Origin of the sequence: Bradyrhizobium sp. WSM1417, assembly GCF_000515415.1 — a bacterium.
In the GTDB taxonomy this organism is placed as follows: domain Bacteria; phylum Pseudomonadota; class Alphaproteobacteria; order Rhizobiales; family Xanthobacteraceae; genus Bradyrhizobium.
On the sequence record NZ_KI911783.1, the window covers coordinates 6,259,623 to 6,276,217 of the forward strand.

16 protein-coding genes and 2 pseudogenes are annotated in these 16,595 nt (G+C 61.0%); 6 read left to right on the forward strand and 12 right to left on the reverse strand.

Annotated features, from left to right (window positions below; all coding sequences use genetic code 11):
* The first annotated feature begins 415 nt into the window (after positions 1 to 415).
* Positions 416 to 1,369 (forward strand): LysR family transcriptional regulator, encoded by a 954-nt coding sequence (locus BRA1417_RS0130785; RefSeq protein ID WP_051448401.1) that lies wholly within the window; start codon positions 416 to 418, stop codon positions 1,367 to 1,369.
* Here the strand turns inward: BRA1417_RS0130785 and BRA1417_RS43110 are convergent.
* From BRA1417_RS43110 to BRA1417_RS41080, 12 genes are all read right to left on the reverse strand, one after another.
* Positions 1,345 to 1,584, reverse strand: coding sequence for a DUF2274 domain-containing protein (locus tag BRA1417_RS43110; protein ID WP_084462517.1), 240 nt, complete (start codon positions 1,582 to 1,584; stop codon positions 1,345 to 1,347). The two genes, BRA1417_RS0130785 and BRA1417_RS43110, sit on opposite strands and share 25 nt — an antisense overlap.
* An 8-nt stretch (positions 1,585 to 1,592) precedes the next feature.
* Positions 1,593 to 2,798 carry a TrbI/VirB10 family protein gene (locus tag BRA1417_RS0130790; protein ID WP_027519079.1) on the reverse strand — a complete coding sequence of 402 codons (1,206 nt, stop codon included), beginning with the start codon at positions 2,796 to 2,798 and terminating at the stop codon, positions 1,593 to 1,595.
* A complete protein-coding gene (gene trbG, locus BRA1417_RS0130795) occupies positions 2,795 to 3,829 on the reverse strand; it encodes a P-type conjugative transfer protein TrbG (RefSeq protein ID WP_027519080.1) in 1,035 nt (344 codons plus the stop codon). The genes BRA1417_RS0130790 and trbG overlap by 4 nt, the downstream gene beginning before the upstream one ends.
* The gene (gene trbF / locus BRA1417_RS0130800; RefSeq protein ID WP_027519081.1) at positions 3,826 to 4,509 is read right to left on the reverse strand and encodes a conjugal transfer protein TrbF; all 684 of its coding nucleotides are present in this window, start codon (positions 4,507 to 4,509) and stop codon (positions 3,826 to 3,828) included. The genes trbG and trbF overlap by 4 nt, the downstream gene beginning before the upstream one ends.
* 101 nt (positions 4,510 to 4,610) lie before the next feature.
* Positions 4,611 to 5,840 carry a P-type conjugative transfer protein TrbL gene (gene trbL, locus BRA1417_RS0130805; protein WP_027519082.1) on the reverse strand — a complete coding sequence of 410 codons (1,230 nt, stop codon included), beginning with the start codon at positions 5,838 to 5,840 and terminating at the stop codon, positions 4,611 to 4,613.
* Positions 5,837 to 6,193, reverse strand: coding sequence for a putative entry exclusion protein TrbK-alt (trbK-alt, locus tag BRA1417_RS0130810; RefSeq protein WP_027519083.1), 357 nt, complete (start codon positions 6,191 to 6,193; stop codon positions 5,837 to 5,839). Before trbK-alt ends, trbL begins: the two co-directional genes overlap by 4 nt.
* The gene (trbJ, locus tag BRA1417_RS0130815) at positions 6,193 to 6,924 is read right to left on the reverse strand and encodes a P-type conjugative transfer protein TrbJ (protein WP_027519084.1); all 732 of its coding nucleotides are present in this window, start codon (positions 6,922 to 6,924) and stop codon (positions 6,193 to 6,195) included. Before trbJ ends, trbK-alt begins: the two co-directional genes overlap by 1 nt.
* Positions 6,921 to 9,362, reverse strand: coding sequence for a conjugal transfer protein TrbE (trbE, locus tag BRA1417_RS0130820; protein ID WP_027519085.1), 2,442 nt, complete (start codon positions 9,360 to 9,362; stop codon positions 6,921 to 6,923). The genes trbJ and trbE overlap by 4 nt, the downstream gene beginning before the upstream one ends.
* A 10-nt stretch (positions 9,363 to 9,372) precedes the next feature.
* Complete coding sequence (locus BRA1417_RS0130825) at positions 9,373 to 9,636, reverse strand: VirB3 family type IV secretion system protein (RefSeq protein ID WP_027519086.1); 264 nt, start codon at positions 9,634 to 9,636, stop codon at positions 9,373 to 9,375.
* Positions 9,636 to 9,962: a TrbC/VirB2 family protein gene (locus BRA1417_RS0130830; RefSeq protein WP_027519087.1), complete on the reverse strand. Its 327-nt coding sequence runs from the start codon at positions 9,960 to 9,962 to the stop codon at positions 9,636 to 9,638. Before BRA1417_RS0130830 ends, BRA1417_RS0130825 begins: the two co-directional genes overlap by 1 nt.
* A gap of 1 nt (position 9,963) precedes the next feature.
* The gene (trbB, locus tag BRA1417_RS0130835) at positions 9,964 to 10,878 is read right to left on the reverse strand and encodes a P-type conjugative transfer ATPase TrbB (protein ID WP_027519088.1); all 915 of its coding nucleotides are present in this window, start codon (positions 10,876 to 10,878) and stop codon (positions 9,964 to 9,966) included.
* Between the two features lie 258 nt (positions 10,879 to 11,136).
* Positions 11,137 to 12,198 carry an MFS transporter gene (locus tag BRA1417_RS41080; RefSeq protein ID WP_084462311.1) on the reverse strand — a complete coding sequence of 354 codons (1,062 nt, stop codon included), beginning with the start codon at positions 12,196 to 12,198 and terminating at the stop codon, positions 11,137 to 11,139.
* Here BRA1417_RS41080 and BRA1417_RS0130845 point away from each other — a divergent pair.
* From BRA1417_RS0130845 to BRA1417_RS0130870, 5 genes and pseudogenes are all read left to right on the forward strand, one after another.
* Positions 12,151 to 12,507: pseudogene (locus BRA1417_RS0130845) on the forward strand (DNA ligase D); the annotation flags it as partial. The gene BRA1417_RS41080 and the pseudogene BRA1417_RS0130845 sit on opposite strands and share 48 nt — an antisense overlap.
* A 544-nt stretch (positions 12,508 to 13,051) precedes the next feature.
* A pseudogene (locus tag BRA1417_RS44375) lies at positions 13,052 to 14,418 on the forward strand (glycoside hydrolase family 15 protein).
* Positions 14,415 to 14,870, forward strand: coding sequence for an SDR family NAD(P)-dependent oxidoreductase (locus BRA1417_RS46360; RefSeq protein WP_371260008.1), 456 nt, complete (start codon positions 14,415 to 14,417; stop codon positions 14,868 to 14,870). Before BRA1417_RS44375 ends, BRA1417_RS46360 begins: the two are co-directional and overlap by 4 nt.
* On the forward strand, positions 14,776 to 15,285 hold the full coding sequence (locus tag BRA1417_RS46365; RefSeq protein ID WP_371260009.1) for an SDR family oxidoreductase: 510 nt from the start codon (positions 14,776 to 14,778) through the stop codon (positions 15,283 to 15,285). The genes BRA1417_RS46360 and BRA1417_RS46365 overlap by 95 nt, the downstream gene beginning before the upstream one ends.
* 283 nt (positions 15,286 to 15,568) lie before the next feature.
* Positions 15,569 to 16,321, forward strand: a complete 753-nt coding sequence (locus tag BRA1417_RS0130870; protein WP_027519093.1) for a ZIP family metal transporter — start codon at positions 15,569 to 15,571, stop codon at positions 16,319 to 16,321.
* Positions 16,322 to 16,595: the final 274 nt, after the last annotated feature.

The window sequence follows — 16,595 nt, forward strand, 5'->3', positions numbered from 1 at the left end:
CTCAGACCCATGCCTGACCAGCATCCATCCGGCTAAGCCAGGGAAGTCCATACGGACGTACTCGCAGACCATGGCGATCAGTTTCTCGGAGCTCTGCACTCCGTCATTAAAGCGGCATCGGCACCATCACTTGTGTCGATGTCGCAATGTGCCATCAGCTCTTAATCTCGGCGTTGGCAGCCCGCTTCGCGGTCGCACAACCTTAATGGGCCAAACGAAAATGCCAGGGCTTTAGGCGCCTTACGAGCCCCATAGCATCACTTCATGCTTACGAAAATCTCCGCCCGTGTCCGCCTGGTGCGCGCTTTCGATCACCTCCCCTTGATCTCCGGATCATTCTGATCTAAGTGCGCCATCCCGCGCGCAACCCGAAGTAGTCTTTTCCTTCCTTTCCGTGAGGGAGTTAATAGATCGCATGAACCATAGGAAGACAACGCGAACATTGAGGCCTACCCAAGCGGCTCGAATTGAACTGCATCATCTGCGCTCCGCCATTGCGGCAGCCGACCATGGAAGCTTTCGTGCAGCTGCGGAAAGTACTGCAGTGCGCCATTCCGCGCTAAGTCGATCTGTCAAAAGCTTCGAACATCTCCTTGGCGCCACACTTTTTATACGATCAAGCGCAGGACTTAGGGCCACGTCCACGGGACGAAATGTCCTTCGCATAGCCAAGTTAATCCTGGAGCAAGTGGAAGTACTTGCGACAATGGGGGATCCCAGCGCCGAAGCGGGTGGAGGAAAGCTTTCCATCGGTTTCTATACTTCGATGTCTGCGGGCAATTTGAGGGCAAGTTTGCTCGAATTCAAAAGACGCTTCCCGGAAATCGAACTCGCGACCGCCGAGCGTTCCCGAACACGTCTCATACATGCATTGAGGACTGGGACTCTTGACGCAATCATTATGACGGGAGCGATTCCGTTTCCCGCGGATGAGAAATTATCACTCTGGAGCGAACGTATCTTGGTCTCGGTTCCTGAGGGACATCGGCTCGCTGACCGAGAGGCCGTCTTCTGGACCGACTTGCGCGACGAAACACTTATATTGAGCCACTACGATCCTGGCGCGGAATTTGAGGATTTACTCATCTCAAAGCTTGTGTCGCTGGAGCACCGTCCGAGGATTGAACGGCATGACGTTAGCCGTGGGATTATTAAGAGTCTCGTCAGCATGGGCTTGGGTTTGAGTCTCGTAACGGAATCGGATGTCGGCGCTAAATTTGCAGGCTTGATCTATCGTGAGCTGCGAGATGGATCGGGGCCAAGCCGCATCGGCTTTTCAGCGAGCTGGAGGCGCGACAACGAAAATATCGCGCTCAAACACTTTCTCGCGCTTCTGACCGAACGCTATCCCCCTCCGGCTCCAGACTGAGACGCGCGCCGTAACTTCGTAAATCCTCGATCCGTGGCCATGAACCGTGCCAGCATAGGTGCGACAAGCTTGGCCGGATCATTGATGGGTTGGCCAGATTCCCTCGCGAGGGCATTCGCATAGGCAACCAAATCTCGATGCACTGAAGCTGGCAATTCGAGATTGAGCTTGACAGGCTTGTCGTCGGGAAGCGTTCCAATCTTGAGCTTGGCCATAATTTTCGTCATCCTCCGTATGGCGCAAGAACGAGATCCCGGTTGACGATCACACGGACGGGAAACCCCGGACGGATGGTCAGGGTCGGCTGAATATTGAGGCTGCGCCGAACCACTTGCTGTCCAGTTTGGTTCAGTGAGTCGGAGGCACCATGCCTCAACGCCTGGATGATGGCGCTGTCGTTGCTATTGGTGTCGGACCCAGCACCTAGTTCTGTCCCCCCTGCCAAGAACGTCGACAGCGCGGCCGCCTTGAACAGCTCACCCCAATGATTGTCGACCTGATCTTCGAGCCCCGCGTAGCCTGCGCTGTCAGCACCGGGCTGCCGCTCCAGAACGATCGAGCGGCCGCTCGGCATGATAAGCCGGGTCCAGACCAGCAGCACTCGCGACTGGCCGAACGAAACCTGGCTGTCATAGCTGCCGATCAGCTTCGCTCCTTGGGGCACGAGCAAAAAGCGACCGGTCGGAGTGTCGTATAAATTCTCCGTCACCTGCGCCGTGACTTGGCCCGGAAGGTCTGACCTAATGCCGGTGATCAGCGCTCCTGGAATCACGGTGCCGGCCTGCACAATGTATGGTGAAGCGGGCCTAGTGACGCGGTTAGGGCTCACCGTGCGACGATCCACAGAAGCATTCACAAAGGCAAGTTTTCGGTCCTGCGCGTTTTGCGCAGATCCATCCTCGCTGTTGCTCGTTGCGCTCAGTGGCATGAAGCGCTCACCTCCAGGTGCCGTAGCGGCGGGCGGACGCACTTCTTTCCCGTTGGTCGAAGCGAACAGATGGCTGATACGGGCCGCCTCGCTCTCCTGATCCCGGCGCTGCTGTTCCGCATCTCCGCCGGTCATCGGCGACTGGCCTTGAGCGGCCAGAATCGGTCGACCGAGGTCGCCTGGGAGCGGTGGACCAAGCTGCGGCACACGTGAGACCCCAGTGTAATCCTTCGGCAACGCTTCGATACCATCGGCAAGATTGTGATGATCCGTGCTATAGAGCTCGTCGGTCGCCGGGTTGCGTGGACGGTTGCTTTGCAATGACCACAGTGCAGTTCCGCCGATAACCAGCAGGGCAACCGCGCTCCCTCCCGCCAGTACCTTGCGAGACAATCGCGTGACCCTCGGGGGTTCGGCTCGCAGGCGGAAGCTCCTGGATTGCTCCTCCGGTGTTTGCGGCGGAATACCCCCCTCAGGATTGTTTTCGTTCTGCGTGTTCATGACGACGGCCTCCCGTCAGTCCTGACGATTCTGACTTTTTGCTGGTGCTCACCGCCCAACCGCAATTCTGCGGCTGCAAACAGTCGATCCACGATCAAGATATTGCCGTGGGCGCGATAGTTGACGAGCTCGGTCTTGCCGTCGGGACCGATGACGAACAGCGGTGGCATCTCCCCCTGGACGATCCCTTGCGGGAATTCGATGTAGACCTTTCGGCCGTCGTCATACGCTGCGAGCGGCCGCCAGGGTGGACTGTCGCCCTCGATCGCATAGCGAAACACACGCTGCGCTGGATCTGGAATGACGGGTCTGAGGGCGACTGAGCGCGATTGTTCGCGAACGGTTTCCGGATAGTACCAAGCAACAGACGGCATATAAGGCCGTTCGCGGGAGCGGAGCTCAATCAGGTAGGTGCGCCGGTCGGTATTGACGACAAGATTGGTCTCGATCGAAGCCCGGGTCGGCTTCACCAGAATGTGGACGCGGCGCGTATCCCCGCTCCCGCTCTCGGTATCGCCCACGACCCAGCGCACGGTATCTCCGGCCGCGATCGGTCCAGATCCCGTCAATTGCTCTCCCTCTTCCAGCGCAAGGTCCGTGATCTGTCCGGGAGCGGCGTAGACCTGATAGAGCGCCCCCGGGCTGAAGGCGTAAATCTGCGCAGCGTTGAAGTATCCCCTTTTGCGCGGCTCGACGCGCGCCGCGCTGTTTGCTGTCTCAACCCGGCTCACGGGTTCAGCGTCTTCCTTCGCCCCCGACTTGCCCCCGAGAACGGGTTTCCAGAGCGGCGGAACGTGAAGGGGCCGAGGCCGGTCGTCGAGTGCCGCTGGAGGCGCTGGCAACGGCGGGACCTCCGCGTCATAGCTGATTTCCGGCGGAATGTAGGTCGCGCACCCCGCGAGGGCTGATGTGCCAAGCAGCAGAGCTGGTAAAAGGGCTCGCCTCAAAGCCGGGAGCTTGCAGCTGCTCGAGCTGAACCTGCGGTATTGGATCGGGGCTTTTGAACACATGTCACGCGTCGTCTCGATCACTGACCCAACTCCTTCGACCAGTTGATGGCGCGGACGTAGACGCCAAGGGGATTCTTGCGCAGGCGTTCGGCATCGCGCGGCGTCTCGATTGCCACCGTGAGAATGGCGGTCCAGCGCTCGGTCGCACTCAGCGAGCCATTCTCGTAGATGCGTTGGGTCCACGCGACCCGGAAGCTGTGCGGAGACGCGCGGATGACGCTCGAGACATCGACGGAGATCTGCGCCTTGCCCAGCCTGGCAAACGGATCGTTGTTGCGCGCAAAATCGTTGAGCGCGGCCGCGCCACGATCCGTCGTAAAGTCATACGCCCTAAGCCAGTTCTGGCGCAGAACGATGCCGTCGGCCGGCAACCCTCTGACGTCCTCTATAAAGCGCGCCAGGTGATAGGCGATCTGAGCGTCGGTGGGCTGATAATCGATGTTGGCCGGCGCAACCCGTTGCGCCTGTCCCAGGCGATCGACCTCGACGACCCAGGGCGTGATCGATCCCTGTGCTGATTGCCAAACAAGTCCACCGGCCAGGCCGCCCGAGAGCAAGAGGCAACCAAAGGCCATCAAGCGCCAATTCTTGGCCTGCACGCGCGCCGATCCGATGCGTTCGTCCCAGACCTGCGCTGCCTTTTGGTAGGGTGTGACCGGCTCGGGCATGCGCCCGTAGTGAATGGAAGGTCGTCTGAACATGGATAGTTGCCCCTGAGATCGAGTGATTGGTTTAGAGCGTCGCGGTGTGCCGATTGACGCCGCTGTTGGCCGCGAGCGGCAAATTGGCGGATAGCTGCGCGTCAGCGCTCTCCTTCCGAGAGATCGACAGAAGAGCCGCTGCCGCTATGATCGCCGGAGCGCACCGCGTGGCCGGCCGCCGACGCGCCGTGCCGAATGGTCTGGGCGCGTTTCATGCGCCGCGCCCAATCGGGCTGCCCCTCGGTGGACGTACTTGCGGCCGGCTCACTCGCCTGACCGCTGCCGGCGAATGCGGCCGCGGCTCGACGCAACGGGCTCATGGCAGCCGAGCCACCCGCCTCCGCGACACCGGCAAGGCCGCCGCTTCGATACGCCGCGGATGCGCCACTCACGATGGCAGCTCCACCGCGCCCCGCACCTGCGAGCGCACCACCAGCCAGACCAGCGCCACCGGCGGCAAGGCCGGCACCCGCTGCAACAACGCCGCCGGCAGCAATGCCCGTCCCAATCGCGGCGCCGGCGCCGAGCTGGGGTCCGCCTGAGACCAGGCCATTTGCGATTCCCGGACCGAAGATACCGAGGCCCAGCAAGGACAGGGCCGCGAGCACCAGCGTCATCGCATCTTCAATCGTTGGCTGCGCGCCGCCAAAACCCGACGTGAACTGTGAGAACAAGGTTGAGCCAATGCCCACGATGACGGCCAGGACCAAAACCTTGATCCCGGAGGATATGACGTTGCCGAGCACCCGCTCCGCCGCGAAGGCCGTCTTGCCAAACAAGCCAAAGGGGATGAGTACGAAGCCCGCCAACGTCGTGAGTTTGAACTCAATGAGCGTGACGAAGAGCTGGATCGCCAGAATGAAGAAGGCCAGCAGAACCATGATCCAGGCGAACAGGAGGACGACGATCTGGACAAAGTTCTCGAAGAAGCTGATGTAGCCCATCAGGTTCGAGATCGAATCGAGCATCGGCCGACCCGCATCGAGTCCGACCTGAGCGATCTTTCCCGGCCGCAGGAAGTCGGAGGCCGAAATACTTGATCCAGATGCCTTCAGTCCGAGACCGGCAAAGCTCTCGAAGACGATCCGTGCGAGGTTGTTCCAATTGCCGATCAGATAGACGAAGACCCCAACGAACAGCGTTTTCTTGACGAGACGCGCGATGATGTCCTCGTCCGTGCCCCAACTCCAGAATAACGCGGCAAGCGTGATGTCGATGGCGGCAAGCGTTGTCGCGAGATACCCGACCTCGCCGCCCAAAAGCCCGAAGCCGTTGTCGATATAGCGGGTGAACGTTTCAAGGAACTGGTCGATGATGCCGGTGCCTGTCATGGTTTATTTTCCTCGGGCAGTTCGGCGGCCGGATATCGCTGCGGCATCCGGCTCTGATCTTTTGGCGCGGCTATCACGCCGGTTTCTGCGGCGGCAGCACCGTCCCGCTTGCCAAAGAAGCGACGGCGGTTTTCGGCCCAGACCTTCTGGCAATGCTGATAGTCCGCTGCATCTTCCGAAGAGATGGTGCGGCAGCGGGCGAGGTCGGAACGATCGACGTCTTTGGTCTGCTCTGCCGTTGGTGACGCAGAGGTTTCTTCCCCGCCACGGAGGTGAATTGCGCAGCCTGCGACCACCAGCACCCCGACTGAAATGAGTAGCGACAACGCCTTGAATGGGCCTGTGTCGGTCATCAGTGAAACATCCGCACGTCCTGGGATTGATAGCCCTGCCCCGGCGTCAGAAATCGCCGGAGCTGTTCGCGCCCCTGGTCCTGAGCTGCCGCGCGCTGCGCCGCTTCAAGGCTCTGCGCCCTGCCCTGTGCCGCGACAGTGGCGGTGAGATCGGCGAGCTGCTGCGCCTGAAGCGCGAGGATCTGATTGCCGGCCTGGGTCGCCTGCAGGGCGCCGCTGGCACCCTGGCTCGACGTCACCAGCGCCGATGTCTGGACGCGATTGATATCGAGGTTGCTCACGACGCCGGCCTGGACCCGGAGCGCGTCCTGCAACGCGGCCACCGAGTTTTGCCAGCGCGATTGAGCGTTGCTGATCAGCACCTGATTGGATAGGCTGCCGCTGGCCGGTGCATAGCTGGTCGAGAACGCGCGGTCGATCTGCGGGACGTCGTAAGCAATCCTCTGGGCCTGGGCCAGCAACTGCTGGGTCCGCTTGATCGAGGATTGCAGTTGCTGGAGCGATGAATACGGCAGGCTTGCCAGATTCCTGGCCTGATTGATCAGCATCTGCGCTTCGTTTTGCAACGAGGTGATCTGGTTGCTGATCTGCTGCAGCTCGCGCGCGGCAGTCAGCACGTTCTGCACGTAGTTGTTGGGATCGAAGACGATCCACTGCGCTCGTGCGGGCGCCGCGATGCAAAGGGTCAGGGCGATGCTGCCAGCGGCGGCGAATAGACCAAGGCGCCTCATTGCGACTTCTCCAGATTGACGAGACTCGGAATCAGGTCCGTGGCCCAGGCGGCGCCGCGATGCTGGAGCCAGGCCGGCACGAAGCCATCAGGTCCATGCTCGGCGAGGAGCTGTGCGATGGTCGCCTGCTCCGTCTTGGAGGAGGCTGCGGTGAATGCGAGCGCAACTTCGCCAAGCCCGAGTTCGAACATCCGGTTGCCGCGACGAGACTGGCAGTAATAGTCGCGTTTGGGCGTTGCCCGGCTCAGAAGCTCGATCTGGCGATCATTGAGGCCGAAGCGGCGGTAGATGGCCGTAATCTGAGGTTCGATGGCCCGTTCGTTCGGCAGCAATAAGCGTGTTGGGCAGCTCTCGATGATCGCCGGCGCGATAGCCGAGCCGTCGATGTCCGAAAGCGACTGGGTGGCGAAGATAACGGACGCATTCTTCTTGCGAAGCGTCTTCAGCCATTCCCGGAGCTGGCCGGCAAAATCCTCGTCGTCGAGGGCGAGCCACCCTTCATCGACGATGAGAAGCGTGGGACGGCCGTCGAGCCGATCTCCAATGCGATGGAACAGGTACGCCAGCACGGCCGGGGCCGCGCTCGTTCCGATCAACCCTTCGGTCTCGAACGCCTGCACGGAGGACTCGCCGAGGCGCTCGAATTCAGCATCAAGCAGGCGCCCGGACGAACCGCCAAGGCAATAGGGTTGCAGGGCGCGTTTCAGGGCGTTCGATTGCAAGAGGACTGAGAGGCCCGTAAGCGTACGTTCCCCCCTCGGCGCTGACGCGAGAGACGTCAGTGCCGACCACAGATGGTCCTTGACCTCCGGGGAGATCTCGACCCTTTCGCGTGCCAGGATTGCACCGACCCATTCGGTGGCCCAGCCGCGCTCCGACGGATCGTCGATCCAGGCCAGTGGCTGCAGTGCGACGGGCTGATCGCCTCCGTCGGACAAGGCACCGCCGAGATCATGCCAATCGCCGCCCATGGCGAGCGCGGCGGCGCGGATCGATCCACCGAAATCGAACGCAAACACCTGGGAGTTCGGGTAGCGGCGGAATTGCATTGCCATCAGCGCCAGCAGGACCGACTTGCCCGCACCTGTCGGCCCGACCACCAGGGTGTGGCCGACGTCACCGACGTGCAGCGAAAACCGGAACGGTGTCGATCCCTCGGTCTTGCCGAACAGCAGCGGTGGACCGCCAAAATGCAGATCCCTCGCCTCGCCCGCCCACACGGCCGACATCGGAATCATATGGGCAAGGTTGAGAGTCGAAACCGGCGGCTGCCGCACATTGGCGTAGACATGCCCGGGCAGACTGCCGAGCCAGGCTTCGACAGCGTTCACCGTCTCGATCATGCAGGTGAAATCGCGGCCCTGAATGACCTTCTCGACCAGGCGGAGCTTTTCATCTGCAGCATTGGGATCGCCGTCCCAGACCGTGATGGTCGCGGTGACAAAGGCCTGCCCGATCTGGTCCGAACCCAGTTCCTGCAGGGCCGCGTCGGCATCAAGCGCCTTGTTGTGGGCGTCGGTATCGAGCAGCGTCGACGCCTCGTTGGTCATGACCTCCTTGAGGATGGCCCCGATCGACTTCCGCTTGGCAAACCACTGCCGGCGGATCTTGGTCAAAAGCTTGGTGGCATCGGTCTTGTCGAGCATGATCGCCCGCGTCGACCAGCGGTACGAGAATGGCAGGCGATTGAGGTCATCCAGAATTCCAGGCGTCGTCGCGCCCGGAAATCCGACGATCGTGAGAACACGCAGATTGGCCGAGCCCAACATCGGCTCGAGACCGCCGGTCAGCGGCTGGTCCGCCAGCAGCGCATCGATGTACATGGGAATTTCGGGCACGCGAACGCGATGACGTTTGGTCGAAATCGTCGAGTGCAGATAGGTCAGCGTTGCCTGATCATCGAGCCAGGCGCATTCTGGCATGAACCCTTCGAGAAGCCCGAACACGCGACTGGTTTGATCGACAAAGCCGCGAAGTACCTCGCGTGCGTCTGCTCCAACGGTTCGATCGCGCCCTTCATAGAGCAGTCGCTCTGCCTTGGCTGCGCCCTCCTCCGGAGGCAGATAGAGCAAGGTCAGGAAGTAGCTGGACTCGTAGTGGGCGCCGGCCTCCTCGAACTGAGCCCTGCGCTCGGCGTCAACCAGCGCGGACGCGACATCCGGAAAGGTGCTCGGTGGATAGCTACCAGCAGAATGGCGCTGGGCCTCAACGAAGACGGCCCAGCCGGAGCCGAGACGACGCAACGCATTATTCAGACGCCCTGCGACACCGACAAGCTCAGCCGACACCGCACTGTCGAGGTCGGGTCCACGGAACTTCGCTGTCCGCTGGAAGGAGCCGTCCTTGTTCAGGATGATGCCCTCATCGACCAGGGCAGCCCAAGGCAGGAAATCGGCGAGACGCGCGTTGGAATGGCGATATTCGGCAAGGTTCATCATGACCGAGAACTCAGAGGTTGAGATGACCGGGAATGCGCAGATGTCGCCGCACGACATCGACGAAGGCGGGATCGCGCCTGGCGGCCCAGACGGCGGCCATGTGGCCGATGAACCAAAGGACAAGACCTGCGATCCAGAGCCGCAGTCCGAGGCCGAGGGCGGCCGCCAACGTGCCGTTGACGATCGCGACCGCCCGCGGCGCACCACCCATCAGAATCGGCTCGGTAAGCGCACGGTGAACGGGCACGACAAAACGTAGGACCGCCTCGTCCATCAGATCACCATGCCGCCACCGAAAGAGAAGAACGACAGGAAGAAGCTCGAGGCGGCGAACGCGATCGACAGACCGAACACGATCTGGATCAGCCTGCGGAAGCCACCGGATGAATCGCCGAACGCGAGCGTGAGCCCGGTCACGACGATGATGATGACCGCGATGATCTTCGCGACCGGCCCCTCGACCGACTGCAGGATCTGATTGAGCGGCTGCTCCCACGGCATGTTCGAGCCCGCAGCCCATGCGGGCGCTGTCGTCAGCACAACCGGGCTGGCAATCGCCAGCAAAGCAGCTTCTCGAAGAGTACGGAATCGTGGACGCATGTCAGTCTCCTGCTGGTGAAAGGCTGTAGTCGCCGGCGGCGCCAAGCCCTGTGACAAGGGCGAGTTCAGCGAGGCGACGGTCAGCGCCGCGACCTGCGAGCACGGCGACGAGGTTGATGGTCTCGGCGATCAGGGCCCGCGGAACCGTAATGACCGCTTCCTGGATCAACTGCTCAAGTCGCCGCAGGGCACCGAGCGCACTACCCGAATGAATAGTGCCGATGCCGCCAGGGTGCCCGGTGCCCCAGGCCTTGAGAAGGTCGAGAGCTTCGGCCCCTCGGACCTCGCCAATTGGGATGCGGTCAGGACGCAGTCGAAGCGAGGAGCGGACAAGGTCAGATAAAGTGGCTACGCCATCCTTGGTCCGTAGCGCGACGAGATTGGGCGCTTTGCATTGAAGTTCACGCGTATCTTCGATCAGGACGACGCGATCAACGGTCTTCGCCACCTCGGCCAGAAGAGCATTGGTTAGTGTCGTCTTGCCGGTCGAGGTAGCACCGGTCACCAGGATATTCTTGCGAGTGGCGACCGCACTCCTCAGGGCCTGGGCTTGCCCGGACGTCATGGTGCCGGCAGCGACGTAATCGTCCAGCGTGAAGACGGCGACCGCTGGCTTACGGATAGCGAAGGCAGGAGCAGCAACGACTGGAGGCAACAGGCCTTCGAACCGTTCGCCGGTTCCGGGAAGTTCGGCCGAGACGCGTGGTGAGCTTGCGTGCACCTCCGCGCCTACATGGTGAGCCACCAGACGAACGATGCGCTCGCCGTCCGCGGCAGACAAGGTTTCGCCAGTGTCAACCAAGCCACTCGACAGTCGGTCAATCCAAAGCCGCCCATCGGGATTGAGCATCACCTCGACGATAGCGTCGTCTTCCAGGTAGCCGGCGATCGCCGCGCCAAGTGCGCTCCGCAGCATTCGCGCCCCGCGCGAATTCGCTTCCGATTGAATAGAATGGATTGCCACTACCGTCCCCACCGAATGAGAACGTCTGGAGCGTTCTCAGATGGGTTGATTAGAAAAGCACCAATGGATTTGGCGCAACAAGCGCTTACGCTAAGCGTAGATTGGCGTGGAAAAAGAAAGACCGAAATCTCATACTTCGCACTCGAGCGAGGCGAACCGGAGCGCTGCTGAACGCTGATGGTACGTCGACAAACTTACCGACGACGTGGTTCACCACTCCGCATCGGCATCCGCCGGCATGACCACGAGCAATTGTTCGTACGGCATGAACGTTTCGGCCTTGTCGGAAACGCTAGCAGGCTGGAAGAGCGGAATTGAACCCATCCGTCGCCCGGAGGATCCAAACCATGGTAGAGTGAACCAGACGAACGCGGTGATCTGTACCGCCACGTTGGCACCGAACGCGACCTGATACGCCAGGACAGTTCGGTGGCCATCTACCGTCGGCCATTGCTCCAGAATCAGGCCTGTCCCGAATTGGGCCAAAAATGCCCAGCCAAAGTGCAAGACGTTCAAGGCACCATTGGCACGACCGGCAAGCTCCGGCGGGAAGTAGTCCGCTATCACTGCGAAACTGACCACGGTTGCCGTTCCGACAATTGCGATCAGAGACCAGGGCAAGATGGACGGCAACGGCGCTCGCAGCATCAACGCTAACTCAGCAGCGATAAACACTTCGGAAATGATCGCCAATATCGGCTCCGTCCCGATTCCTCTTCGCTTGGTGTAATGGACCGTCATGCCGAACAACCAGGCACCGCCACAAAGGACGACCGACATTGTGAATAGCTGTGCGACAACACTCGCACGATCAAACCCCCCGACGTCGGTTAGCCACGGCGCCGCCCACAATCCTTGCAGAGACCAGGCCGATCCCACGCAAGTGGCTGACAACGGGGCAATTCGCCAAAAACGCTGATCGCCGAAGACGGAGCTCAGTGTGCCGGGCGTTAATCCTGTTGGCGGGATGACGGCTCGTTCAGGAACCACGATATAGATGAGCGCGGCCGTGGCGCCGGTTGCCGCCGCCAGGATTTCAAAGAGCGGTCGCCAGCCCATCCAGGCGATCAAATGTTCGGCGGGAGCTGTCGCGGTCACCGCTCCGAGCGAACCCAGCATGACCATGTAGCCGTTCATCAAAGCCACGCGTTCGCTCGGAAACCAGAGAACGATGGACTTCAATCCAGCCGTCAATGCCGCGGCCACCCCAAGGCCGATCATTGCGAGGGGTTCGAGACCTGGCCCAAGCTCACCGGCGGCAAAGGAATTCATCTGATGGCGCCACTGGATCAGCCGGTACTACACGACAAGGCGCATCGGGTGGCGCATCAGCTGGTCTCCGCCCTCACCGCGCGCCATCCAGACCGCTACCTCCTGTCTGCGCAGGCAAAGCGTCGCGATCGCATCTTCCTAGATTATCTGCGCAATGGCCGCGGTACCACCGCCATCGGCACTTATTCCCCGCGAGCCCGAGAGGGATTTCCGATCGCTGCGCCCGTGACATGGAAGCGCATCGAAAGCGGGATCGCGCCGGACGCCTTCACCATGGACAGTCCATTCCGCGCGAAGTCGAGGAGGTGAGCCACATGTCGGATGCATTTGATCGATGGGTGGAATGGTGCTCAAAGCCCCTGGGCGACAGGCGCGGCATTCCTGCCGAACTCTACGCCGCGGTGATGTCCCTGCCTGAGGCCGATCATTCCGATCGGCAGAAACAGAGCCAATCGATTGAGCCGTCGCGCCCGACTAGTGCGCCGGTCTCGCAATCACCAATAAGCGCGTAATCTTCGAGAAGAACGGATGTTGGAGCCTTCGCCCGGTCGAAGGATATACGAGCGAGCGTCGCTACCGACCAGGCACGCTGATCCTGGAGACCGTCTTCGCGACGGAGACAGGCCGTGCACGTCTCATTGACTTCATGCCCCCCAAGACGGGCGTGTCGAACGCCGTCAGGATCGTTGAGGGCCTCGAAGGATCGGTCGAGCTGCGGAGCGAGCTGGTCGCACGGTTCGACTATGGGATCAGTGTACCCTGGGTGAGCCGCCTGGAGGATGATGCGGTCAGCTTGGTCGCGGGAGCGTCCATGCTGGTGCTTAGAACGGGGGTGCCGCTGCACGGCAAATCGATGAAGACAGTCGGCGCGTTCTCCGTCGAACCGGGCCAACGCGCTGCCTTTGTTCTCTCCTACCAGACATCGTATGAAGATCCAGCGTCCCCTGACGATCCGTCGCTTCTCCTCGATCGTACAGAAAGTTTCTGGCGCGATTGGTCCAGCCGCTGTGAAGCGGCCGGGCCATATTCGGGCCAGGTTCTGAGATCTCTCATAACTCTCAAGGCCCTGACGTTCGGACCCAGCGGCGGCATTGTGGCGGCGGCCACGACCTCGCTTCCGGAGCAAATTGGTGGCTCTCGCAACTGGGATTATCGCTTCTGCTGGGTCCGGGACGCCACGCTGACCCTGTTGGGCTTATGGGGGCCGGCTACCACGACGAGGCGCGCGCCTGGCGAGACTGGCTCATCCGCGCCGTGGCCGGAAGTCCCAAGCAGTTGCAAATCATGTACGCCGTCACAGGAGAGCGCAGGCTAACCGAGTGGGAGGTGCCCTGGCTGTCGGGATACGAAAACTCAAAACCGGTGCGTATTGGGAATGCGGCCCACACCCAGCTTCTTGATGTCTAAGGCGAGCTGATGGACGCCTTATACCAGGCCCGCCGAGGCGGCATGCGCGAGAACAAGCGAGCTTGGGCGATCCAATGTGCCCTGCTCGATCACCTCAAAGGACTTTGGGCAGAGCCGGATGAAGGTATTTGGGAAGTGCGGGGCGGCGCCAGGCATTTCACCTATTCGAAGATCATGGCGTGGGTCGCTTTCGATCGAGCCATCAAATCGGCCGACGAGTTCGGGATGCACGGTCCCGTAGACGAGTGGAAAGTGCAGCGCGCCGCCATTCAGAAAGATGTCTGCCAACGCGGCTACGATGAACAGCGAAAGACGTTCGTTCAGGTCTAGGGAGAGTCCCAGCTCGACGCATCCCTACTGCTGATCCCGGCGGTAGGTTTCTTGCCGCCCGAAGATCCGCGGGTGATATCGACCATTGAAGCTATCGAACGCGAGTTGCTCAAGGACGGCTTTGTGCAGCGATACGATACGAAGGCGACCAAGGATGGCCTGCCGCCTGGCGAAGGGATGTTTCTGGCCTGCAGCTTCTGGTTGGCCGATGCCTATCACCTGATCGGCCGCGATGCTGACGCCAAGGCATTGTTCGAGCGTCTTCTTGCTCTGCGCAATGACGTCGGTCTGCTGTCGGAAGAGTACGACACCGGCCGAAGTCGGTTGGTGGGCAACTTCCCCCAGGCCTTTTCTCACATCGCCCTGGTGAACACGGCTCACAATCTCACCCACCGCCAAAAGCCATCGGAGCATCGGGGTAGCACGAAAGCGCTCCCCAGCAAGGGGCAGGAAAGTAAGGGCACCACGAGGAGACACGCATGACAGAGAGGCCGATCGATCCTGCTGCCTCGGTCAGTCCGAAGGAGCGACCTCTAGGGCCCGTTCGCCTTCCCGTCGTGCTGGAAGGACAGCCTGCGGTAGTGACGGGGGCAAACTCGGGAATCGGGCGCGCAGTGGCCCTTGGACTCGCGGCTTCTGGCGCTGATGTCGTCGTCAACTACGTCGTTGACCCACAAGCAGCGGACGACGTGGCCCATCAAGTCGAGGCGCTTGGCCGCAAGGCGATCACGATCAAGGCAGACGTCAGCAACGAGGGCGACGTTCAGTCGATGTTTTCCAAGGCTAAAGGTCATTTTGGAACGCTGCACATCGTGGTCAACAATGCCGGATTGCAGCGTGATGCCCTTTCACGACATGACGCTCGAACAGTGGGACAAAGTCATCGGCGTCAATCTCACGGGCCAGTTCCTCTGTGCCAGAGAAGCCGTTCGTGAATTTAAGAAGCGAGGTGTGGTGAAGAACATCTCCGCGGCAGCTGGGAAAGTTGTGTGCATGAGCTCCGTCCATCAGGAGATCCCCTGGGCGGGTCATGCGAACTATGCGGCCTCAAAGGGCGGCGTCATGCAGATGATGCGAAGCTTGGCGCAAGAAGTTGCTCCGCTGGCAATCCGGGTCAATGGCGTCGCGCCTGGAGCCATCCGTACACCGATCAACCGACCGGCGTGGGAAACCAGGGAAGCCTACGACAGCCTGATGACACTGGTCCCCTATCGGCGCATCGGTGAGCCAAACGATGTCGCGCAAGCGGTCGCATGGCTGGTTTCAGATGCGGCCGACTACGTGGTTGGCACTACCTTGTTCATCGACGGCGGCATGATGCTCTTCCCGGGCTTTGCAAGCGGGGGATAGCCACAACCGCACCATTCTCAACGAAAGTGTAAGCGGCCCATCGGAACGGCTAAAGCATGCGGGTGTTGCGGCATGGGGTCGTTCGGCAAGAGGAGGAATGAGCATTGCCAAATGGCGCACGGGCAATGGCCGCAGGCAAGATCGCCCGCGAAGTAGCGAGAGCACTGGCGTCCGCTCTGAAGCGCCATTCCGTCGGTTTTCCGAAGAAGGGCCATAGAAAAGAGGAAAAACCACCCCGGCAAACCTCGCCCTCGCTACGCCCCGAAAAGTAGCATTAGCTCCCATGCCGATCTGGTTCACTGCGGGTCTTTGGGGGCTGCTTGGGGCCTCATCGTTGCTCCTGGGAGCAGCGATCGCATTCGTATTCAGGATGCCTCGCTACGTTACTGCAGGCATCATGTCTTTCGGCTGCGGTGTGCTGATTTCGGCCGTGGCCTATGACCTTCTGGAGGACGGATACCAGGAAGGCGGCATCTGGCCCATCGTTGCGGGTGCGATGGCAGGCTCTGCCGCGTATGCTCTTGCCGATTGGGCGGTCTCCCGAGAAGGCGCGCACTCGCGCAAGCGATCAGGAGACCAACAGGTCAACGCCAGCGAAGGCGGAGGCCTGGCGATTGCCGTCGGCTCACTTCTCGACGGTATTCCGGAAAGCGTTGTCCTGGGTCTGGGGTTGTTGAGCGGAAAGGGTATCAGCATCGCGATGCTCGCCGCTATCTTTCTGTCCAATTTCCCGGAAGGGCTTTCGAGTGCGCTCGGCATGCGAGCCGCTGGTCGTTCTGCGACCTACATCTTTGGCCTTTGGACCGCGATCACCGTCTTTTCGGGACTTGCCGCCTCCTTAGGAGCAGCCTTCTTGGGCGGTGCTGCCCCTCAGGTCGTTGCTACCGTCAGTGCCGTAGCTGCGGGCGCTCTTCTCACGATGGTGGTGAACACCATGGTGCCGGAAGCTGTGGAAGGCGAACAGAAGCTGGCCGGCGTGCTTGTTGTCGTCGGTTTGCTTGCCGCCTTCGCGCTTTCTAACCTCGGCCAAACCTAATAGGGCATTGGACGCCTACTGAATCAATCACGTGTTGTCGGGCCACCTGCCAGAGTAAATAAATGCCAACGCCACCGAAAAAGGCCGCGATGAACGCGACTTTCCTACCCACGGGCAGCCCTCCCTCGCCAAGCAATGAGCCGGCCTATACGTTTGTATTTCTATCATGACATATGTGTCAGGATTGATGAAAGAGGTCGAATGGCGCCTCGCACAGCGGGCGTTGTTGGCGTCAGATGCAAGCCGGGCCTGGATACACCCGGTCCAGTCGGCA